General features: G+C 53.2%; 16 protein-coding genes. 8 read left to right on the top strand and 8 right to left on the bottom strand.

Features of this window, described 5'->3' with window-relative positions; translation table 11 throughout:
* Nucleotides 1–3 precede the first annotated feature (3 nt).
* Both QMZ65_RS18185 and rlmKL read right to left on the bottom strand, forming a co-directional pair.
* Nucleotides 4–1,917: an ABC transporter ATP-binding protein gene (locus QMZ65_RS18185; RefSeq protein ID WP_034820460.1), complete on the bottom strand. Its 1,914-nt coding sequence runs from the start codon at nt 1,915–1,917 to the stop codon at nt 4–6.
* Nucleotides 1,918–1,922: 5 nt separating this feature from the next.
* Entirely contained in the window at nt 1,923–4,040 is a 2,118-nt protein-coding gene (gene rlmKL / locus QMZ65_RS18190; protein WP_283216462.1) for a bifunctional 23S rRNA (guanine(2069)-N(7))-methyltransferase RlmK/23S rRNA (guanine(2445)-N(2))-methyltransferase RlmL, read from the bottom strand.
* 97 nt (nt 4,041–4,137) lie between these two features.
* Between rlmKL and QMZ65_RS18195 the strand changes: the two genes are divergently transcribed.
* On the top strand, nt 4,138–5,247 hold the full coding sequence (locus tag QMZ65_RS18195; RefSeq protein ID WP_283216463.1) for a YcbX family protein: 1,110 nt from the start codon (nt 4,138–4,140) through the stop codon (nt 5,245–5,247).
* 4 nt (nt 5,248–5,251) lie between these two features.
* Here the strand turns inward: QMZ65_RS18195 and QMZ65_RS18200 are convergent, their stop codons facing one another.
* From QMZ65_RS18200 to QMZ65_RS18220, 5 genes are all read right to left on the bottom strand, one after another.
* Complete coding sequence (locus QMZ65_RS18200) at nt 5,252–5,794, bottom strand: cell division protein ZapC (RefSeq protein WP_034820471.1); 543 nt, start codon at nt 5,792–5,794, stop codon at nt 5,252–5,254.
* A gap of 149 nt (nt 5,795–5,943) precedes the next feature.
* Entirely contained in the window at nt 5,944–6,954 is a 1,011-nt protein-coding gene (pyrD, locus tag QMZ65_RS18205) for a quinone-dependent dihydroorotate dehydrogenase (protein ID WP_034820474.1), read from the bottom strand.
* Nucleotides 6,955–7,071: 117 nt separating this feature from the next.
* On the bottom strand, nt 7,072–8,073 hold the full coding sequence (locus QMZ65_RS18210) for a glycosyltransferase family 2 protein (protein ID WP_249221621.1): 1,002 nt from the start codon (nt 8,071–8,073) through the stop codon (nt 7,072–7,074).
* A 2-nt stretch (nt 8,074–8,075) separates the two neighbouring features.
* The gene (locus QMZ65_RS18215; protein ID WP_034820480.1) at nt 8,076–9,593 is read right to left on the bottom strand and encodes a lipopolysaccharide biosynthesis protein; all 1,518 of its coding nucleotides are present in this window, start codon (nt 9,591–9,593) and stop codon (nt 8,076–8,078) included.
* 95 nt (nt 9,594–9,688) lie between these two features.
* Complete coding sequence (locus tag QMZ65_RS18220) at nt 9,689–10,495, bottom strand: hypothetical protein (protein WP_283216464.1); 807 nt, start codon at nt 10,493–10,495, stop codon at nt 9,689–9,691.
* Nucleotides 10,496–11,236: 741 nt separating this feature from the next.
* Here QMZ65_RS18220 and ssuE point away from each other — a divergent pair.
* From ssuE to ssuB, 5 genes are read left to right on the top strand one after another with little or no spacing between them, the layout of a single operon-like run.
* A complete protein-coding gene (gene ssuE / locus QMZ65_RS18225) occupies nt 11,237–11,788 on the top strand; it encodes an NADPH-dependent FMN reductase (RefSeq protein ID WP_097119308.1) in 552 nt (183 codons plus the stop codon).
* Between the two features lie 10 nt (nt 11,789–11,798).
* On the top strand, nt 11,799–12,758 hold the full coding sequence (locus tag QMZ65_RS18230; RefSeq protein WP_160832441.1) for a sulfonate ABC transporter substrate-binding protein: 960 nt from the start codon (nt 11,799–11,801) through the stop codon (nt 12,756–12,758).
* A gap of 11 nt (nt 12,759–12,769) precedes the next feature.
* The gene (ssuD, locus tag QMZ65_RS18235; RefSeq protein WP_283216465.1) at nt 12,770–13,915 is read left to right on the top strand and encodes an FMNH2-dependent alkanesulfonate monooxygenase; all 1,146 of its coding nucleotides are present in this window, start codon (nt 12,770–12,772) and stop codon (nt 13,913–13,915) included.
* A gap of 10 nt (nt 13,916–13,925) precedes the next feature.
* The gene (ssuC, locus tag QMZ65_RS18240; protein WP_034820490.1) at nt 13,926–14,714 is read left to right on the top strand and encodes an aliphatic sulfonate ABC transporter permease SsuC; all 789 of its coding nucleotides are present in this window, start codon (nt 13,926–13,928) and stop codon (nt 14,712–14,714) included.
* Nucleotides 14,711–15,502, top strand: a complete 792-nt coding sequence (gene ssuB, locus QMZ65_RS18245) for an aliphatic sulfonates ABC transporter ATP-binding protein (protein WP_283216466.1) — start codon at nt 14,711–14,713, stop codon at nt 15,500–15,502. Before ssuC ends, ssuB begins: the two co-directional genes overlap by 4 nt.
* 101 nt (nt 15,503–15,603) lie before the next feature.
* On the opposite strand, the gene pepN is transcribed toward ssuB, so the two are convergent.
* Nucleotides 15,604–18,219, bottom strand: a complete 2,616-nt coding sequence (pepN, locus tag QMZ65_RS18250; RefSeq protein ID WP_283216467.1) for an aminopeptidase N — start codon at nt 18,217–18,219, stop codon at nt 15,604–15,606.
* Nucleotides 18,220–18,463: 244 nt separating this feature from the next.
* Between pepN and pncB the strand changes: the two genes are divergently transcribed.
* Nucleotides 18,464–19,669, top strand: a complete 1,206-nt coding sequence (gene pncB / locus QMZ65_RS18255) for a nicotinate phosphoribosyltransferase (protein ID WP_166932039.1) — start codon at nt 18,464–18,466, stop codon at nt 19,667–19,669.
* A gap of 149 nt (nt 19,670–19,818) precedes the next feature.
* Complete coding sequence (asnS, locus tag QMZ65_RS18260; protein ID WP_160832437.1) at nt 19,819–21,219, top strand: asparagine--tRNA ligase; 1,401 nt, start codon at nt 19,819–19,821, stop codon at nt 21,217–21,219.
* Nucleotides 21,220–21,495: the final 276 nt, after the last annotated feature.

Raw genomic sequence — 21,495 nt, forward strand, 5'->3', positions numbered from 1 at the left:
GTGTTACGCGCCGTTTTTCAGCGCTTCCAACTCTTCCCAGCGCTCAAACGCCACTTCCAGCTCTTTTTCCGTCTGCGCTAACGCATCCAGAACCGGTTGAGTTTTGTCGTGCGGCTGGCTGAAAAAGTCCGGATGGCTCATTTTCGCCTGCAGTTCGCCGATACGTGTTTCCAGTTGCTCCAGTTTTTGCGGCAGCTGTTCCAGTTCACGCGTCAGGTTATAGCTGAGTTTGTTCGCGCTACGTTTTGGCTCCTGATTTTTCTCTGCCGCTTTGGGCGCAGCGGATGCGGTTTTCACCGTAGCGGACTTGGTTTGCTTATAGGCGCTACGCTGCAACTGCGCATCGTGATAGCCGCCGACAAAGGCACCAATCTCACCGTTGCCTTCAAAGATCCAGCATTCGGTCACGGTGTTATCGACGAATTGACGATCGTGGCTCACCAGCATCACGGTGCCCTGATAACCATCCACCAGCTCTTCCAGCAGCTCCAGCGTTTCCACGTCAAGGTCGTTGGTCGGTTCATCGAGAATCAACAGGTTGCTAGGTTTCAGGAACAAACGCGCTAACAGCAGGCGGTTACGCTCACCACCGGATAACGCACGCACTGGCGTCATCGCACGCTTCGGATGGAACAGGAAGTCCTGCAGATAGCCCAGCACATGGCGCGGCTTACCGTTGACCATCACTTCCTGTTTACCTTCCGCGAGGTTATCCATCACGGTACGATCCGGATCCAGTTCAGCACGGTGCTGATCGAAGTACGCGATCTCCAGCTTAGTCCCGCAGTGCACGCGACCACTGTCCGCTTTTAACTCATCCAGCATCAGACGCAGTAGGGTGGTTTTACCACAGCCGTTCGGGCCAATCAGGGCGATCTTATCGCCGCGCTGCACCTGAGTGGAGAAATCGCGCACCAGCGTTTTGCCATCCACGCTGTAATTGACGTTTTCCATCTCAAATACAATCTTACCTGAGCGAGCGGCTTCGCCGACCTGCATGTTGGCTTTGCCCATCACATCACGGCGTTCTGAACGTTCACGACGCAGCGCTTTTAATGCGCGCACGCGGCCTTCATTACGGGTACGGCGCGCTTTGATGCCCTGGCGAATCCAGACTTCTTCCTGCGCCAGCTTGCGGTCAAACTCCGCGTTCTGCATCTCTTCGACGCGCAGTGCTTCTTCTTTACCCAGCAGGAATTGATCGTAATCGCCCGGCCAGGAAACCAGTTTACCGCGGTCGAGATCGACAATACGCGTCGCCATATTGCGGATAAACGAACGGTCGTGCGAGATAAACACGATGCTGCCGGTAAAGGTCTTGAGGAAGGTTTCCAGCCAGTTGATAGTTTCAATATCGAGGTGGTTAGTCGGTTCATCAAGCATCAGCACGCGTGGATTGCTCACCAGCGCACGGCCCAGCGCGGCTTTACGCAGCCAGCCACCGGAGAGTGAGGAAAGCTCAGTGTCAGCTTCCAGACCAATCTGCTGCAATACGTCATTGATACGGCTATCGAGCTGCCACAAATTCTGATGATCCAGAATGGTTTGCAGACGACCCATTTCGTTGAGGTTTTTCTCGCTCGGATCTTCCATCACCAGATGAGAAATCGCGTGATAAGCTTTCAGATGCTCAGCCTGCTCCGCAACGCCCTCCGCCACAAAATCGTAGACTGAACCGGTAATGTTCCGAGGTGGGTCCTGTTGCAGGCGCGCCACCACTAAATCTTGTTCGTAAATAATGCGGCCATCATCCAGCGGTTGTTCGCCATTGATGATTTTCATTAATGTGGATTTACCGGCACCGTTACGGCCCACCAGACAGACGCGTTCGCCCTCTTCGATGTGCAGTTCGGTGTTATCCAACAGCGGCGCATCGCTGAATGAGAGGTAAGCGCCATGGATACTGATCAGTGACATAAAACTTATTCCTTACCGGCGTGGCTAACCAGCCAGCAGTTGTGAATTTGACGGTTGCGTGCGAAATCTTGCGACAACGTTTTTTGGGTAATTTCCTGCGCCTGTAAGCCCAGAGCGGCTAAACCGTCCAGGTCCATTTTGAAACCGCGCTTGTTATTCGAGAACATAATGGTGCCACCGCGACGCAGCAGACGTTTCAGATTCTGCATCAGCATCATGTGGTCACGCTGCACGTCAAAATCGTCTTCCATTCGTTTGGAATTCGAGAAAGTCGGCGGATCGATGAAGATCAAATCAAATTGTTCGTCACTTTCACGCAGCCAGCTCAGACAATCGGCGTGCATCAGTCGATGCTGACGTCCGGTCAGACCGTTAAGACGCAGGTTGCGCTCGGCCCACTCCAGATAAGTGCGAGACATATCCACGGTGGTGGTGGTTTTCGCGCCGCCTAACCCGGCGTGCACGCTGGCGGTGCCGGTGTAGGCAAACAGGTTAAGAAAGTCTTTACCCGCGCTCATTTTGCCCAGCATTTGGCGGGCCAGACGGTGATCCAGGAACAAACCGGTGTCGAGATAATCGGTCAGATTCACCAGCAGACGCGCGTCAAACTCCTGTACTTCGAAGAAGTCGCCCTTTTCTCCCAGCTTCTGATACTGATTTTTACCCTTCTGACGCTCACGGGTTTTCATCACCAGTCGATTGGCCGGAATCTCCAGCACGCTCAGCGTCGCGCTGATCACATCAAACAGACGCTGACGTGCTTTATTGGCATCCACGGTTTTCGGTGGTGCATATTCCTGAATCACCACCCAGTCGCCGTAGCGGTCTACCGCGACGTTGTATTCCGGCAAGTCGGCATCATACAAGCGATAGCATTCAATGTTGGACTGCTTCGCCCACTTCTCCAACTTCTTCAGATTCTTACGCAAACGGTTAGCGAAGTCCTCTGCAATCTGCGCGCTACCTTCACCGCTGGTTGCGGCCAGCTGATAGTTTTTCTGCACACATTCCAGTGGGCCATTTTTGGCTTTGAACTGGCGGTCGGCGCGCAGTTGCAGGCAGCTTAGCAATTCCGGCGACGCACTAAACAGAGACAGATTCCAGCAGCCGAACTGCTGTTTCATAATGCGTCCCAGCAGGCTGTGCAACGCAATCAACGCGGGTTCGCTTTCCAGACGTTCACCGTAAGGCGGGTTGCTCAGCACGGTGCCGGTGATCTCCTGGCCCGCCAGCGGGTTCTTCAGCTTAATCACATCCTGCTGGGCAAAAGTGAACAGCTCGAACACGCCAGCACGACGCGCATTGGCTCGCGCGGATTCCAGCACGCGGCTGTCATTGTCGTAACCGAAGAAGCGCGCGGTTGTGGCCGCCGTCCCCACACGGGCACGCTCTTTCGCCTCAGCCAGTACTTCCTGCCAGACCGCCTGATTATGGTTTTTCCAGCGGTTGAAACCCCAATGAGTACGCAGCAAGCCCGGCGCGCGATCGGTAGCGATCAGCGCCGCTTCCAGCAGTAAAGTACCAGAACCGCACATCGGATCGATCAATGGCGTGGTGCTCTGCCAACCAGAACGCATCACAATCGCGGCCGCCAGCGTCTCTTTCAGCGGTGCCTGGCCGGTTTGCTGACGATAGCCACGCTGATGCAGCGCATCGCCACTCAGATCCAGTGCGATGCTGACACGATCTTTATTCAGCCACGCATTAATGCGAATGCCAGGCTGTTCACGGTCCACGCTCGGACGCTCCAGATTCTGACGCGTAAAGCTGTCAACGATCGCATCTTTAATACGCAACGCGCCGAACTGGCTGTTACGGATCACCTCATTGGTGCCGCTAAAGTGAATCGCAAAGCTGGTGCTGCTGTCGAACATCTCGGTCCAGGGAATGCTCTGCGCGCCCACATACAGGTCGAGATCGCTCCAGACGCCAAATTCTCCCAGCGGCAGCAAAATACGCGAAGCCAGTCGGCTCCACAGCAGGCTTTGGTACATCACACGGTCATCGGCACGGAAGTGGACGCCGCCCTGCACCACCTGCAAATCCTGCGCACCCAGCGCGTCCAGCTCAGTTTTTAACAGCTCTTCGAGCCCACGCGCCGTACTGGCAAACAGAGAATTCATATCGTCACTTTTTACTCTTGCTAAAATTGTTGCGCATTATAGCGAATCAGCGTCCTATGTCATAAAGTTAGCTTCTTTTTGTCCTGTTGGAGTTTCGATGATTACGCTTTCTCGCCTCTATATTCATCCGGTCAAATCGATGCACGGTTTGCAACTGTCTCATGCACTGGTGCTGGAGAGTGGTCTGGCGTTTGATCGCATCTTCATGGTGACCGAACTGGACGGCACTTTTATTACTGCGCGACAGTATCCGGACATGGTGCGTTTTACTCCTGCGCTGTTACCCGATGGCTTATTTTTAAATGCCCCGGATGGCAGCCAGGCGTTAATTCGCTTCAGCGATTTCACGGCACAATTGTCACCCACTGAAGTTTGGGGGAATCATTTCACCTCGCATATTGCGCCCGCCGAAATCAATGATTGGCTGAGTGAATTCTTTCCGCGTCCGGTGCAATTGCGCTGGACCGGTGTGGCTCCCACGCGACGGGTGAAAAAATTTGATGAGGTATCGCTGAGTTTCGCGGATGGTTTTCCCTTCCTGCTGGTGAATATGTCGTCACTGCAGGATCTGCAGCAGCGTTGCCCGGCCAGCGTTCGCGTTGAGCAATTCCGCCCTAACCTGGTGGTCAGCGGCGCAGCCGCATGGGATGAAGACAGCTGGAAGCAAGTTAAAATCGGCGAGATTGTTTTTGATATGCCCAAGCCCTGCAGCCGCTGTGTATTCACCACCGTGGGTACCGAAAGCGGGCGCAAACATCCCGAAGGTGAACCCCTGGCCACGTTACAACGTTTCCGCAGCGGTCAGGACGGCAGCGGAGATATCGATTTCGGTCTGAATCTGATCGCCCGCAACAGCGGCGTGATCCGCGTCGGCGATGAGCTCACGGTTTTGGCTCGTCAGACACCGCGAGCTTACGGAGCGGGCGCGGTGGTGGAAACCCTCAAACCGGCTGCCAGCCAACAGGCAGAAGTGATCATTGGCTATCAGGGCAGTGAATTTACCGGCGACAACCAGCAAGTGCTACTCGAACAACTGGAGATGCAGGGCTTTCGCATTCCCTACTCGTGTCGTGCCGGGATATGTGGTAGCTGCAAGGTGACGCTGGTATCGGGCGAAGTGAAAGCGCTGAAACAGAGCGCAGTGCGCGCAGACGGAACGATTCTCAGTTGTAGCTGTATTCCCGCAGGCGATATTGTTTTGGCTTAAACGCTTAAACCGCCCGCGCAAAGTGGGCGTTTTGTTCCTGCTGATGCGGCCGCAAACGATCGTTCATGATCTTAATGGCATCGCCTAACTGCATACCTTTACCGGCTACCGATAATGTATTTTGCGCCAGCAGGCACAACGCCGCATTTTCGCCGCTCTCGACCACCAGCAATTGCGCCTGTTCGCCGCTATCGGCCAGCGTCACGGCTACCATATCGCCTGATGCGGGTTGCCAGCTCTGGGTATGGCTGGTGAAATGCCAGCTTTTTGGCATCAGCGGTTTTAAAAAACGACTCGCCACTAATGCGTTTAAGACTAATTCAGCGCGCTGATCGCCTTTTAATCCACTCTGTCGGCAACGCTCTTCAAACGTAAAATACAGGGCAGCGTCATCGACACAAAAACCACTGACATTAAAGGCATCCGGTGTCAGCATTTTACGCGAGAAGCGCGAACGAAATAGCATGCCATCGGCCAAATCCAGCATCATACGATCGTGTTCTGCGTCAAAATACCAACGCCAGTTATCATCAGGTTTGATTTTCATGATGTGCCCTGTGGTTAATCGCTGCGCTAAATGGCGCTCAATGAAAAAATAAAGCTCTAAGGAAAAGCTGAAAAAAACATCAGCAGGACAAAATATAAACGAGCCGAAGGGATAAATAAACCCCCCGGCGCGGGAAAGTGGGAAATGTCTTAGAGATGGGTCACGATATCTTTAATTAAACCTGGGCCTTTATAAATAAAGCCAGAGTATATCTGCACCAATGTGGCCCCTGCGGCCATTTTTTCACGAGCGGAAACCAGTGAATCAATACCACCGACGCCAATAATAGGTAAGCGACCTTGCAGCTCTTGCGACAAGCGGCGAATCACTTCAGTGCTGCGTGACTGTACCGGACGGCCACTTAATCCACCCATCTCATCGGCATATTTAAGTCCAGCAACTAAAGCACGATCGAGCGTGGTATTCGTGGCAATGACACCGTCAATTTCATGGCGCACCAAACTGTCGGCAACCTGGATCAATTCTTCTTCAGAAAGATCCGGCGCGATCTTCACCGCGACCGGCACATATTTAAGGTGCCGTTCCTGCAGCTCTTTTTGTTTTAATTTGATCGCCGAAAGCAGATCGTCCAGCGCTTCGCCATATTGCAGCGTGCGTAATCCAGGTGTGTTTGGCGATGAAATATTGATGGCGATATAACCGGCATGGGCATACACCTTTTCCATGCAGATCAGATAATCGTCTTTGCCTTGCTCCACTGGCGTATCTTTATTTTTGCCAATATTGATACCGAGGACACCTTTGAAACGCGCTTTTTTAACGTTCTCGACTAAGTGATCGACGCCGTGATTATTAAAGCCCATGCGATTAATAATCCCTTCCGCTTCCACCAGACGGAACATGCGCGGCTTATCATTGCCAGGCTGTGGACGTGGCGTCACCGTCCCGACTTCCACGAAGCCGAAACCCATCGCACCAAAGGCATCAATGCACTCTGCGTTTTTATCGAGGCCTGCAGCAAGCCCCAGCGCGTTAGGGAAAGTCAATCCCATGCAGGTCACCGGGCGTGACGGCAGCGACTGGCGAATCAGTCCTTCCAGCGGCGTTCCGCTGATAAAACGTAATTGTTGAAAGGTGAGTTCGTGCGCACGCTCTGGATCGAGCTTAAACAGCGCCGGCCGGACGATAGGATATAACATGCACTCTCCTGAATGGCGGAAGCGAAGAAGTCGGGTGCACGGAAATTTGTGCGCCAGAATGGTAAAGGCCTCTGGCGCAAAAGTAAATTTAATCAGCAGCGGGAGAATTGATCACGGTCAGCGACGTGCAGAATAGCGCCCGACTTGTTCACGAACATTTTGCAATCCGAGGTAAATCGACGGGCAATACCACAGCAGCTTCAGGCGCGCATCCTGTTGCAGCATCTTACTTACCACTTGATTCACCGGAGCCTGCCATTCATTGGGCACGGTCATGTGATTTTTACGGATTTGCGCGAGACAGCCCTTCATCACCGTCTGGTAGTAATCATCCAACAACAACTCATCAACGGGTTGCTGCTGGTCGCGTAAAAACTGCTCGCTGCTTTGTCGCGCAATGAAGTAATTTTTTACCCACGAAAAGTCACGCGTGCTCTGGGACAATGAACTGAGCATGAAGCGCTTGTAGTAGTAGCTTTGGCTGGTGCAGTAGATTTGACGCGCGGCCATATAGAGCGCAAACATCCAGGGCGCATCTTCGTGGTTCTGAATGGGAAGGAACTGCAACGCCAGCTGATCGATTAAACGTCGCGACATGATCGAGCTCCACACCACGCGATGTGCCGACTGGTGTTGCAGCAAAATGTGCAGACTTGCCCTGCCCCCGGGCAATAAACCACTGACATGACGTTGATGAATACGTTGATACTGGCGCTGCGCCACAGGCAGATCAAGAAACATCTTCGCGCCAAAACAGAACAGATCAATTTCCTGATGCCTGGCCTGTACCCGTCGAAAATCAGCAAACAGTTCAGTCGAAACGAAATCATCCGCATCCATGAAATAGACAAAATCACCGGTGGCTGCGGCGAGTCCTTTCATACGCGCGGCGCTGACGCCGCCGCGTTCACCGCTCAGCAGAGTGACCTGCGGATGCGCAGCAGCGAAAGCGGTGAGCCAGGCCACACTGCTATCACTTGAACCGTCATCAATGATAATGATCTCATCGGGCGGTGATGATTGACGTAACAACGAACCCATCGCCTCTGGCAGCCACGGGGCACAGTTCCAGTTTGGCACGATGACAGAAACGGTCGGCACGCGGCGAGATGTCAACATTCTCATCCTCTCTCCTCAACATTGAATAACGGCAAGCGCAGGCGCTTTAGCACCAGGCTATGCAGCAAACAGCACACACCAAGATTGATTGCGCCAATCAGGCCTAACCACAGCAGGTTGATCCAACGGTTTTGATTCCAGTCGATAGGCAAGAAGGTGCTTAACCAGGCCATCAGCGCGGATGCCGCCCAAATCAACATCACATCACGCGTGAGCCAGGTGAAATGCAGACCGGGCGCGAAACGGCGGTGTACCAGCCATGCCCAACCCACTAAATAGAAGATGTTTTGCCCCAGCCACAACCATCCGGTACCCAGCGCGCCAAAATGCATCGCGCACCAGATGTTGAGCGGTACCAAAATCAATGCGAACACGCTGAAGCCTTGCATATGCAATTTGAGATTGCCGTTGATGTATTGCAGGTGATACAGCAGGCCACAGATGGCCTGAATGCCGCTGCCCAGCGCGTAAAGACTGAGCACAAATGACATCTCATCAACAATCTGGGTTTTCTGGGTCCAGGCCCAAAGCAGCGGTCCGGCATAACAGGCAATGGTGATACTGAGCGGCGCCATAAATATCGCGACGGCCTGAGTAGTATAGCGATAGAGTTTGAGCGCTTCCGCATCGCCTTCATTACGGGTTTTCATGCCGGTCATGCGCGGCACAATCGCCTGCATGATCGGGCTGCTGAGCAGCAGGATGCCGGTAGCCGCGGTCGCCACCACGGTAAACGAACCGTATTGGCTCAGCGGCAGGGTTTTGGACAGGACCAGTCGGTCAATCTGTGAAATAAAGGTCCAGACCGCACTGGAGTAGGCCGCGCTGAGCGCAAAACGAATAAAGGGCCGCAATACTCCTTTCAGGTCATCACGCTTCTCTTTGCGCGCGGAACGTGGGACCAGTTGGCAGGATTTGTAAATACAGCATGCCGCTTCGGCAATCGATACCAGCAATTGCCAGATAAAGAAGGTCAGCACAGGGTTAGGGAAAAACTGAATCACCACCACGGCACCAAAAGTACGCAATGTGGTGATGATCAGGTTAACGCCATTTAGCCAGACCTGATGTTCAAATCCGACAATCACGCTACGATACGGGCTGGTACGCCAGCGTATGGCCGCGGTAATGACCATAATGCCAACCGCAATCACCACATCCCTGGCTGGCAGATGTTGCGCATTGAGCCAATGAGCGGCAATCCACGGCGTGGCAATCCAACCCAGTACCACAAGGATTAGCGTTGAAATCAGAAAGAATCGCGTCAAGGTGGCAAACAGCGCCGGGAACCAGACAAATTCGGCTTGATTGGCACGATAGCGCGCAGCTTCACGCATCAAGGTAGTAGAAACCCCGGCATCCAGCAGTTGTAACCACGTCAATAAAATAGAAAAGAAGCCGACCAGACCGTAGGCTTCCATTCCTAAATGTTGAATATAAAGTGGTACCACCAAAATACCTGACAGCGTCAGATAGATTTGGCCAACATAGTTGGCAATCGCGTTACGTTTAATCGACATAAGTGTTTTGGTGTCAGTTTTTTCTCAAGGAGAATTAGCGTGGCATAAAAAAAGCTCGGCGCACACGGGACTAATTCTTAAAACCAACGTTGGTCTCATACAACAGAGGTTTTTCTGACTTTCATCAGATTGAAATAGATGTCCGGTTGTTTCAACATGAGTTTTTCCATGACACCCTGTGCAGGAAACTGCTCTGAGAAATAGTGAATGGCGTGCCGCACATTATCAGAGAGTTTGTCTGTATGATTTAAGTCCTGCTGAATCAGGTTCAATAATCCGCCCCTTAAATAACTTTGCCGATAAGCATTCCTTTCAGGCAGATAATGCGTCATTCGGGTCAATTTTTCATACTCTTGCATAAACTGTTGATAGCTTAACGTGGCACACTCTTTCTCGTCACTGGCGCTATTTAAGGTATCCAGTACCCAGACGGACTCCGTATTAATCAACCCAGCAAGCATCACATCCCGCATGCGATTCAAAGGTGTTGCGGCGTAAACAAGCGCAACACGCAGGATGACGAGGTAATGTTGGCACCAATGCTGCCCGGTCTGTAACTGCTGAAAGAGTTGTAATGAAGACTGCAATCCCGTTTTAAGGGTGTGCTGAGGGGACAGAGGTTGGATAAAACAGTTCAGCTCAGGACGCTGATCGTTGCATTTAGCGACCTCCAGCAACAGTGCGACTGCAGGCGTAAAGCCAGCGGGTGCAAACAGTAAGAAGTCATCCTCATTCAAACCTGCAATCCTGTCAGGGTCTGTATTGACCAAATTAAAGCGTTGAGAGGTGATAACCGATTGGAGCTCATAGCAGCGAAGGGTTAAATCTGATAGCAATCGATCTTCTAGCCCTGCGTTCATCGCTGGGCCAGACACATCGTGATCCGGAGAAAAGCGTTCCATATTTTATATCCCCAATAAAAGATGAAAACCTGAACCTTTCCCAATGAAATGCTCAAGTAAAAAATAACAGACAAGCTGATGAAGATTTTTAGCGCAATTAATCTCAACAGATTATAAACAGGCTAAGGGCAGAGAATTCATTTTTTATCGGCCTTCCAGACGTCACCCTAATCTTAATTGTTAAAACTTTCTGTACCAGGGCTAAAGCATCGAGAATAAAGATAACGATTTTTAGCCAAAACAGGAGTAAGGCATGCCTTATTTTTAATGTTTGTACGCTTTTAGAAACACTTAATCACGAATCAATCCATTATTTACCAGAGTGAAACACCCCTCCTGAAATGACTTGCCGCTCAAAAAAAACACTTCGGACTGTTCGCTCCCCCACTACTCTTTCATTCGTAAAAGAAAAATATTCTTTTATCGTTTGAAAGATTCATTCATCCTTCATTTTCTCTCTCAAACACTCTATTAATAAGAAACTTCATCCAAATTAATCATTCCCCTGAGTGATACTCACGCCCGTGCTTAAGTGAGAAGCATTCACCTCACTGAGTTTTCAGAATATCCTTAGCCCAGAACACGGCATGCCTTTCACTAACATCTCCTCCCCGCCAATCCCATATTTCGGCTTAAGTTTGCCAGATAAATCATTTATACCCGCGCACGCGCTCTGCCAGTATTGAACGTATCAGTTCTCAATTTCAGATAATCAATAACTTTCAGTTATAAGGAGTGACCATGCGAGTTATTACGCTGGCGGGCAGCCCTCGCTTCCCATCGCGCTCTACTGCACTGCTCAGCCTTTGCCAACACGCGTTGGAAGCACGCGGTGTTGAAGTCATTCCCTGGAATATTCACAACTTTCAGGCGGACGATCTGCTCTATGCGCGCTTTGACTCCCCAGCCCTCAACGCATTGAAAGCCGACCTGGCGCTGGCGGACGGACTGATTGTTGCCACCCCTATTTATAAAGCTTCATTTTCGGGTGCGCTGAAAACCCTGCTTGATTTACTGCCAGAACGTGCCCTGGAACACAAAGTGGTGTTGCCATTGGCCAGCGGCGGTAGTGCATCCCATTTACTGGCCGTGGATTACGCGCTCAAGCCGGTATTGAATGCGCTGAAAGCCCAGGAAGTGCTGCATGGGGTGTTTGCCACCGATACGCAAATAGTGAATTACGACCGCCAGCCAGAGCTGGATCAACAACTGGCCGATCGCATTGATGATGCGCTCGACACCTTCTGGCATGCACTGCATCGTCGCCATCAACCTTACGCTCAAGCGGTATAAAGGAAGAATCATGAAAAGGATGTTTACGGGTTTACTGCTGCCAGCCTTTGCTGCGCTATTTGCCCTGAGTGCCAACGCCGTTGCCGCTGATGCCCCGGCGCAATTGCGTGTGGGGTATCAAAAAGGTTCGGTGAGCATGGTGTTAGCAAAATCTCACCAGATGCTGGAACAACGTTTCCCCCATACCCAGATCAAATGGATTGAATTTCCCGCGGGCCCGCAGATGCTGGAGGCGCTGAATGTCGATAGCATTGATTTAGGCAGCACCGGTGATATTCCACCGCTGTTTGCCCAGGCAGCAGGCGCGGATCTGCTGTATGTCGGTTCCGAACCACCGAAACCTCAGGCTGAGGTGATTCTGGTGCCCAAAGACAGCCCGATTAAGCGTGTTGCCGATTTGAAAGGTCATAAAGTGGCCTTTCAGAAGGGCTCCAGTTCACACAACTTATTGTTGCGTGCGCTGGAGCAGGCTGGCCTGAGCTTTAAAGATATCCAGCCCACCTATCTGACCCCCGCCGATGCGCGAGCCGCTTTCCAGCAGGGCGATGTCGATGCCTGGGCTATTTGGGATCCCTACTACTCTGCCGCCTTACTGCAAGGCAACGTGCGCGTACTGGCTGATGGCAGCAAGCTCAACCAGACCGGTTCCTTCTATTTAGCCACACGCAAATATGCCGAAGCCAACGGTCCATTTATCCAGCAAGTGCTGCAAACCTTCAGCGATGCTGACGCGCTCACCCGCAGCCAACGCGAGCAAAGTATTGATCTGCTGGCACAAGCGATGGGCTTACCCAAGCCGGTGATTGCCAGCTATCTCGACCATCGTCCACCCACCACGATTACGCCGGTCAGCGCACATACTGCGCAGGCCCAACAGCAAACGGCCGACCTGTTTTATGCCAATCATTTGATGCCGGTAAAAGTGAACATCACTGACCGCATCTGGCATCCACAGTCCGCCCAGCCATAAGGAATTGAATCATGAGCATATCCGTATTTTGGTTTCTTCCCACCCACGGTGATGGGCACTATCTTGGCACCGCCGAAGGTTCGCGTCCTGTCGATCACGGTTATCTGCAGCAGATTGCTCAGGCCGCCGATCGCCTTGGCTTTGGCGGCGTGCTGATCCCCACCGGCCGCTCCTGCGAAGATGCCTGGCTGGTGGCCGCGTCACTGATTCCGGTGACGCAACGTTTGCGCTTTCTGGTGGCGCTGCGTCCAAGCGTGATTTCACCGACGCAGGCAGCGCGCCAGGCCGCGACGCTGGATCGTCTGTCCAACGGGCGCGCGCTGTTTAACCTGGTCACAGGCGGCGACCCTGAAGAGCTGGCGGGGGACGGCGTGTTCCTCGATCATCGGGAGCGTTATGAAGAATCAGCGGAGTTCACCCGCGTATGGCGTCGCGTTTCAGAAGGTGAAACCGTGGATTACGAGGGTAAACACGTCAAAGTGCGCGGTGCACGCCTGATGTTTAAACCGGTACAACAGCCACGTCCACCGCTGTGGTTTGGCGGTTCATCCGATGCCGCGCAGGATCTCGCCGCTGAGCAGGTCGATGTTTATCTCACCTGGGGCGAGCCTCCGGCATTAGTCAAAGAGAAAATTGATCAAGTGCGTGCCAAAGCGGCGGCACAGGGCCGTAAAGTGCGCTTTGGCATTCGTCTGCACGTCATCGTGCGTGAAACCAATGAAGAAGCCTGGCAGGCAGCGGATCGCCTGATTGCTCATCTTGACGATGCCACTATTGCCAAAGCGCAGGCGGCCTTTGCCCGTACCGATTCTGTCGGACAACAGCGCATGGCTGCGCTGCATGGTGGCCGCCGTGACAAGCTGGAGATCAGCCCGAACCTGTGGGCAGGCGTGGGTTTGGTGCGTGGCGGTGCCGGTACTGCGCTGGTGGGCGATGGCCCAACCGTGGCTGCACGTATGCAGGAGTACAGCGACCTCGGCATCGAGACCTTTATTCTCTCAGGTTATCCGCATCTTGAAGAAGCCTATCGTGTCGGTGAGCTACTGTTCCCACACCTTGATTTGGCCATCCCAGAAGTGCCGAAACCTCGTGTGGTGCAAGCGCACGGTGAAGCGGTAGCCAATGATTTCACCCCGCAGAAAGTGTCTCAGAGCTAAGGAGTTCAGGATGGCAAAGTTTCAAAAACAGCTGAGTAATGCCCTACTGCCCTGGGCTTTACCGGTGCTGCTGGTTGCGGTGTGGCAGCTTGCCTCTCAGGTGGGCTGGCTCTCAACACGTATTCTGCCATCACCGGAAAACATCATTATTACGTTCTGGAAGCTGACGGTGAGTGGTGAACTGTGGCAAAACCTCGCCATCAGTGGCTGGCGTGCGGCGATCGGCTTTGCCATTGGCGGCTCGATCGGTTTGGTGCTTGGCTTGATCACCGGCACCTCACGCGTGGGCGAACGTTTGCTGGATACCTCTGTGCAGATGCTGCGCAACGTGCCGCACCTGGCATTAATCCCGCTGGTGATTCTTTGGTTCGGCATCGATGAGTCAGCCAAGATTTTCCTGGTGGCACTCGGCACCTTATTCCCGATTTACCTCAACACTTATCACGGCATCCGTAATATCGATCGTGGTCTGGTGGAGATGGCGCGCAGTTATGGTCTTTCTGGCTGGAGTCTGTTTATTCAGGTGATTCTGCCAGGTGCGCTGCCTTCGATCATGGTCGGCGTACGCTTTGCCCTCGGCCTGATGTGGCTGACGCTGATTGTGGCTGAAACAATCTCGGCCAACTCTGGCATTGGCTATCTGGCGATGAACGCACGCGAATTCCTGCAAACCGATGTGGTGGTGGTCGCCATCATTCTCTATGCGCTGCTCGGCAAACTGGCCGATGTCGCCGCTCAACTGCTGGAGCGCGTATGGCTGCGCTGGCATCCGGCTTATCAATTGAAGGAGAACGCATGAGCAACGCAACTTTGAGCCCGTCGCGTCTGAACAGCGGCAACCCCGTTGGCGTTAACGGCGTCAGTAAGCAGTATGGCGACCGCACCATCCTCAACAATATCAATCTGCATATCCCTGCCGGGCAGTTTGTTGCCGTGGTGGGCCGCAGCGGATGCGGTAAAAGCACCCTGCTGCGCCTGCTGGCGGGACTGGAATCCACTTCGCGCGGTGAGCTGCTGGCAGGCACTGCGCCGTTAGCGCAAGCACGCGAAGACACACGTCTCATGTTCCAGGATGCACGTCTGCTGCCGTGGAAAAAAGTTATCGATAATGTGGGTCTGGGTTTAAAGGGGCGTGAATGGCGGGCTGCCGCACTGGAAGCTCTGGAGGCGGTGGGTTTAGCCGATCGCGCTAACGAGTGGCCAGCGGCACTATCGGGTGGGCAAAAACAGCGCGTGGCGCTGGCTCGCGCGTTGATTCATCGACCCGGTTTGTTGCTGCTGGATGAACCCCTCGGAGCGCTGGATGCACTGACGCGTATTGAGATGCAGGGATTAATCGAATCATTATGGCAACAGCATAACTTTACCGTGCTGCTGGTCACCCACGATGTCAGTGAAGCGGTGGCGATGGCCGATCGTGTATTGCTGATTGAAGAGGGACAGATTGGGCTGGATTTAACCGTGGATCTCGCGCGACCACGTCGCCGCGGATCGGCGCGTCTGGCGGAGCTGGAAGCAGAAGTGCTGGATCGCGTGATGAAGCGCAGTCCGGCAGATCAGCCGCTGAAATTCGCTCAGCAGCGTTAGTCGAAGTCGAGCGGGATATTGCCACTGTTACTCCACGCAACCAGAGGAAGTGGCGGTGAATTCAGTAAAAGCCGCATCATCGTGATGCGGCTTACACCTTATCAGGCATTCAACGCTTTGGTGATCTTCTCGTACAGATCGCCCGACAGCTTATCCAGACCTTTTAACGTTTCCAGCGCCTTACGCATCAATGCCTGACGACCGGCATCATAACGTTTCAGACGAATCAATGGCTCGATCATACGCGCCGCCACTTGTGGATTACGCGTGTTGAGATCGGTCAACATCTCCACCAGGAACTGATAACCACTGCCGTCTTTGGCGTGGAACGCCGCAGGATTGCCGGCAGCAAAAGCCCCAATCAGCGAGCGGATGCGGTTCGGGTTACCCATGGTAAAGGAACGGTGGTTCAGCAGTTCACGCACCTTGCTCAGCACGTTGTCCGCCGGGCTGGTGGCCTGCAGCACAAACCATTTGTCCATCACCAGACCATCCTGATGCCAGCGCTCGTCGTAGGCGGCCAGCAAGGCTTCACGGCACGGCAACTGCGCTGACACCGCTGCCGAGAGCGCGGCCAGCGCATCCGTCATGTTGTTGGCTTGATAATACTGCGCCTGTACCAGTTTATCTGCTTGCTCCACATCGGCGAACGCCAGATAGCTCAGGCAGACATTTTTCAGTGCACGCTTGCCGATTTCCGCATGCTCAACCTTGTATTCGTGACTCTGATTCGCCAGATACACAGCATACAATTCATCGCTCAGTTCGGTTGCCAGCGCATGCACCAGCGCCGCACGCACCGCAGAAATCGCCAGCGGATCGATCACGTCAAACAGCTCGGCGATTTCATTCTCGCCAGGCAGTGACAAAATCAACGCGGTTAACGCCGGATCGCCCTGCTCTTCCAGTAACACCGCGCGGAAGGCATCCGCCACGTGCAACGGCAGCGACAGCGGTTGTCCCTGCTGATGGCGCGCGACATTCAGACGGATATAAGTCGCCAGCAAACTTTGCGCCGCATCCCAGCGCGAGAAATCGTTGCGGGCGTGGCGCATCAGGAAGGTGAGCTGCGCATCGCTCCATTTATAATCGAGCTTCACGGGCGCCGAGAATTCACGCAGCAGCGAAGGCACTGGCTGGAAGTGCACGTTATCGAAAATAAAGGTCTGGAACTCCTCGGTGACATTCAGCACATGATGCACCGGATGGCCGTTATGCTGCAGCGGAATCACCTTGCCTTCGTTGTCGTACAGTTCAATATCCAGCGGGATATGCAGCGGCAACTTCTCTTTCTGCTCGGCCGTTGGTGGCGTGTGTTGTGTCACGTGCAGCGTGTACTGCTCCAGCTCAGGATTGTAGTCATCACGCACCGTCAGCACCGGTGTACCCGCCTGGCTGTACCAGCGACGGAACTGTGACAAATCAACATTGGAGGCATCTTCCATCGCCTGAACAAAATCGTCGCAGGTGGCCGCACTACCATCGTGACGCTCAAAATAGAGCTGCATGCCTTTCTGGAAATTGGCTTCGCCGAGCAGAGTATGCATCATGCGAATCACTTCAGAGCCTTTTTCGTACACCGTCAGGGTATAGAAGTTGTTCATCTCGATCACCTGATCCGGGCGGATCGGGTGCGCCATTGGGCTGGCATCTTCGGCAAACTGTGCGCCGCGCATCACGCGTACGTTGTCGATGCGGTTAACCGCACGCGAGCCCAGGTCAGAGCTAAACTCCTGGTCGCGGAACACGGTTAGGCCCTCTTTCAGGCTGAGCTGGAACCAGTCACGGCAGGTGACGCGGTTACCGGTCCAGTTATGAAAGTATTCGTGACCAATCACCGCCTCAATACCGAGATAATCTTTATCAGTGGCGGTCTCGGCTTTCGCCAGCACATATTTGGAGTTGAAGACGTTGAGGCCTTTGTTCTCCATTGCGCCCATATTGAAGAAATCCACCGCGACGATCATAAATATGTCGAGGTCATATTCGAGGTTAAAGCGCTCTTCATCCCATTTCATGCTGGCTTTCAAAGAGGTCATCGCCCAGTCGGCACGATCGAGATTGCCACGATCGACGAAGATCTCCAGCGCCACATCACGGCCGGAACGCGTGGTAAAGCTGTCGCGCAGCACGTCGAAATCGCCCGCCACCAGCGCAAACAGATAGCACGGTTTCGGGAACGGATCCTGCCACTTCACCCAGTGGCGACCATCTTCATGACGACCGCTCTCTAACTTATTGCCGTTGGAGAGCAGGAACGGATATTTTGCCGCATCGGCAATGATGGTGGTGGTAAAGCGCGCCAGCACGTCCGGGCGATCCAGATACCAGGTGATATGGCGGAAGCCTTCAGCTTCACACTGGGTACAGAGTGCATCACCCGACTTGTACAACCCTTCCAACGCGGTGTTGGTATCCGGATGGATGTCATTAATTATGGTCAGGGTAAAGTTGTCGGGCAGTTGGCTGATGACCAGCGCGCCCTCTTCTTCACGATAGTGTGACCAGGGATGGCCATCCACCGCCAGCGACACCAGCGTGAGGTCTTCGCCATCCAGACGCAGTTCGGCATCCGCAGCACCGAGACGCTTCACCTGGCTCACCGCCGTCACGCGTGTGCTGGAGGCATCGAGGTCAAACGTCAGGTCGATATCGGTGATGGTATAATCCGGCGCACGGTAGTCGTGGCGATATTTGATTTGCGGCTGTTGCGTCATAAGTCCTTCTCGCATCGTTAATATGTTGACCCGTCAAAGTCTAAGCGGGTTGTGCCTTCGTTGCCACGCACAATGCGTGCCTTCGTGCAAAAGGCTACAATTCATTAACAATGGCACAAATGACCCTCGACCTGCCACCCGCAATTATGGTGTGATCGCGGTCATTACTGTTTTATACTCCTGCGTCTTTATGACTTTGTTGACACCGGGCTCTGCTCCGCGGAAGAGGATGCTGAAACGCACCATGACTGGACATGCTTCCCCGATTTTGACCACGCTGCTTGATACCGATGCGTATAAGCTTCATATGCAGCAGGCCGTTTATCATCGTTACTACGATGTCCCGGTAACGGCAGAATTTCGTTGTCGCGGCGATGAATTGCTCGGCCAGTATGCCGATGAAATTCGCGCGCAACTCGATACGCTGCCCTCCCTTGCCCTGAGCGACAACGAATATCACTATCTCAGCGGCTTACCTTTCTTTGAATCCGATTACCTCAACTGGCTGCGCCAATTCCGCTTTGATCCCTCTCAGGTCAGGGTGCGCAATGAGAATGGCCGTTTGTCTATTCAGATCAGCGGGCCATGGCGCGAAGTTATTCTTTGGGAAGTGCCGCTGCTGGCGCTGATCAGTGAAGTGGTGCATCGCCATCGCACACCGGAGATCGGTGTGGAACAAGCGGTCACTCAATTGCAGCAGAAGCTGGTCGATTTCCGTCAGCAGGTGGGCGATCTCGATATGTCTCGCTTCCAGCTGATGGATTTTGGTACCCGTCGCCGCTACTCCAAAGCGGTTCAGGAAGCGATCGTCAGTACGTTAAAAGCGGAATTCCCGTGGTTAGTGGGCACCAGCAATTACGATCTCGCCCGGCGCTTGCAGCTTAATCCGGTGGGCACTCAGGCCCATGAGTGGTTCCAGGCACATCAACAGATCAGCCCGGTGCTGGCGAATAGCCAACGCGCGGCGCTGCAATCCTGGCTGGATGAGTATGATGACCAACTCGGTATCGCGTTGACAGACTGCATCACCATGGATGCCTTCCTGCGTGATTTCGGCCCGGGCTTTGCCCATCGCTATCAGGGTTTGCGCCATGACTCGGGAGATCCCGTGGAGTGGGGTGAAAAAGCCATTGCGCACTATCAGCGTCTGGATATCGATCCGAAGAGTAAAACGCTGGTGTTCTCAGATAACCTCAATCTGGATAAAGCGCTGGCGTTATATCGTCACTTTGGTCAACGCGCCAACGTGGTATTTGGCATTGGTACGCGCCTGACCTGCGATATTACTGGCGTCACACCACTGAACATCGTGATTAAACTGGTGAGCTGCAATGGCAAACCGGTGGCGAAACTCTCTGACAGCCCAGGCAAAACTATCTGCCAGGACAAAGCCTTCGTGCGCGCCCTGCGTAAAGCATTCGACCTCCCGCTGGTGAAAAGAGCCAGCTAATCATGGATGCAGGGTGCCCGCACCCTGCTCTTTCACAACAAATCTCCCTTTTTCCCCTGCAAAATTGCTTGTTTCCTGATGGCTCGCAAGTAACATAGCAAAACCCCGAAATGGGGCTTTTATCCACTTCTATATATAGAGAGATATTTATGAGCGTAGTGCCTGTAGCGGATGTACTGCACGGCCGTGTCGCGGTTGACAGTGAGGTCACCGTACGTGGTTGGGTGCGTACCCGAAGAGATTCCAAAGCCGGTCTTTCCTTTATCGCCGTTTATGACGGTTCCTGCTTTAATCCCGTTCAGGCCGTCGTCAATAATTCTCTGAATAATTATCAGGATGAAGTGCTGCGTCTGACCACGGGCTGTTCTGTGATTGTCACCGGTAAAGTGGTGGAATCACCGGGCGAAGGCCAGGCCTTTGAACTGCAGGCGACCAACGTAGAAGTCACCGGCTGGGTAGACGATCCGGATACCTATCCCATGGCGGCAAAACGCCACAGTATCGAATACCTGCGTGAAGTCGCACACTTGCGTCCGCGCACCAATCTGGTCGGTGCCGTAGCGCGTACACGTCATACTCTGGCGCAGGCGCTGCATCGCTTCTTCCACGAAAATGGCTATTTCTGGGTTTCTACCCCGCTGATCACCGCATCGGATACAGAAGGTGCGGGCGAGATGTTCCGCGTCTCTACGCTGGACATGGAAAACCTGCCGCGCGATCCGCAGGGCAAAGTTGACTACGACAAAGATTTCTTTGGTAAAGAAGCCTTCCTGACCGTTTCTGGCCAGCTGAATGCTGAGACTTATGCCTGTGCATTGTCAAAAGTCTATACCTTTGGCCCGACCTTCCGCGCAGAAAACTCCAACACCAGCCGTCACTTAGCGGAATTCTGGATGCTGGAACCGGAAGTCGCTTTCGCTAACCTTGACGACGCTGCTGCACTGGCTGAGGCCATGCTGAAGTATGTGTTCAAGGCGGTGCTTGAAGAGCGTGCTGACGACATGGCGTTCTTTGCTGAACGCGTAGACAAAGATGCGATTGCGCGCTTAGAACGTTTTGTCACAACCGATTTCGCCCAGGTAGACTACACCGATGCCGTCGACATTCTGCTGAAAAGCGGTCAGACGTTTGAGAACTCAGTGTCATGGGGTGTGGATCTCTCCTCCGAGCACGAACGTTATCTGGCGGAGAAACACTTCAAAGCGCCGGTGGTGGTGAAGAACTATCCGAAAGACATCAAAGCGTTCTACATGCGCATGAATGAAGATGGCAAAACCGTTGCAGCGATGGATGTCCTGGCGCCGGGCATTGGCGAGATCATCGGTGGTTCACAGCGTGAAGAGCGTCTGGATGTACTAGATGCGCGTCTGGCTGAAATGGGTCTGAATAAAGAAGATTATTGGTGGTATCGTGACCTTCGTCGTTACGGCACCGTGCCACATGCTGGCTTTGGATTGGGTTTTGAACGATTAATTGCCTATGTCACCGGCGTACAAAATGTAAGGGATGTTATCCCCTTCCCACGTACTCCACGTAACGCTAATTTCTAAAATTCGCGATTAAATATAAGTAATTCATATATATAACGAGGTCGGCCTAGCCGGCCTTTTTTTATTTTTGTAAATTTTGAGTTCTCTCACAAAGTTCCCGATATTTTACAAATTGTAATACAAAATTTCTTTTTGATACGTAATTGCGAGATTTGAATCATTTTCGGGCTAGAAATAGCAACCCTGTGATGGAAAGATGCGTGCAGACACAGGAGACATCAAACTTCTTTCAAGGTTCCCGTAAAGGTTTCTTGACGGCAGTGGCAGATGTCCAAA

This window comes from Pantoea sp. EABMAA-21 (assembly GCF_030053335.1).
In the GTDB taxonomy this organism is placed as follows: domain Bacteria; phylum Pseudomonadota; class Gammaproteobacteria; order Enterobacterales; family Enterobacteriaceae; genus Pantoea; species Pantoea communis.

Coding starts and splice junctions, on each gene's coding strand:
- QMZ65_RS18230 (WP_160832441.1), top strand. CDS start 11,799: ATGAAAAGGATGTTTACGGGTTTACTGCTGCCAGCCTTTGCTGCGCTA.
- pepN (WP_283216467.1), bottom strand. CDS start 18,219: ATGACGCAACAGCCGCAAATCAAATATCGCCACGACTACCGTGCGCCG.
- ssuB (WP_283216466.1), top strand. CDS start 14,711: ATGAGCAACGCAACTTTGAGCCCGTCGCGTCTGAACAGCGGCAACCCC.
- ssuC (WP_034820490.1), top strand. CDS start 13,926: ATGGCAAAGTTTCAAAAACAGCTGAGTAATGCCCTACTGCCCTGGGCT.
- pyrD (WP_034820474.1), bottom strand. CDS start 6,954: ATGTTATATCCTATCGTCCGGCCGGCGCTGTTTAAGCTCGATCCAGAG.
- QMZ65_RS18220 (WP_283216464.1), bottom strand. CDS start 10,495: ATGGAACGCTTTTCTCCGGATCACGATGTGTCTGGCCCAGCGATGAAC.
- QMZ65_RS18200 (WP_034820471.1), bottom strand. CDS start 5,794: ATGAAAATCAAACCTGATGATAACTGGCGTTGGTATTTTGACGCAGAA.
- QMZ65_RS18210 (WP_249221621.1), bottom strand. CDS start 8,073: ATGTTGACATCTCGCCGCGTGCCGACCGTTTCTGTCATCGTGCCAAAC.
- ssuE (WP_097119308.1), top strand. CDS start 11,237: ATGCGAGTTATTACGCTGGCGGGCAGCCCTCGCTTCCCATCGCGCTCT.
- QMZ65_RS18215 (WP_034820480.1), bottom strand. CDS start 9,593: ATGTCGATTAAACGTAACGCGATTGCCAACTATGTTGGCCAAATCTAT.
- ssuD (WP_283216465.1), top strand. CDS start 12,770: ATGAGCATATCCGTATTTTGGTTTCTTCCCACCCACGGTGATGGGCAC.
- pncB (WP_166932039.1), top strand. CDS start 18,464: ATGACTGGACATGCTTCCCCGATTTTGACCACGCTGCTTGATACCGAT.
- asnS (WP_160832437.1), top strand. CDS start 19,819: ATGAGCGTAGTGCCTGTAGCGGATGTACTGCACGGCCGTGTCGCGGTT.
- rlmKL (WP_283216462.1), bottom strand. CDS start 4,040: ATGAATTCTCTGTTTGCCAGTACGGCGCGTGGGCTCGAAGAGCTGTTA.
- QMZ65_RS18185 (WP_034820460.1), bottom strand. CDS start 1,917: ATGTCACTGATCAGTATCCATGGCGCTTACCTCTCATTCAGCGATGCG.
- QMZ65_RS18195 (WP_283216463.1), top strand. CDS start 4,138: ATGATTACGCTTTCTCGCCTCTATATTCATCCGGTCAAATCGATGCAC.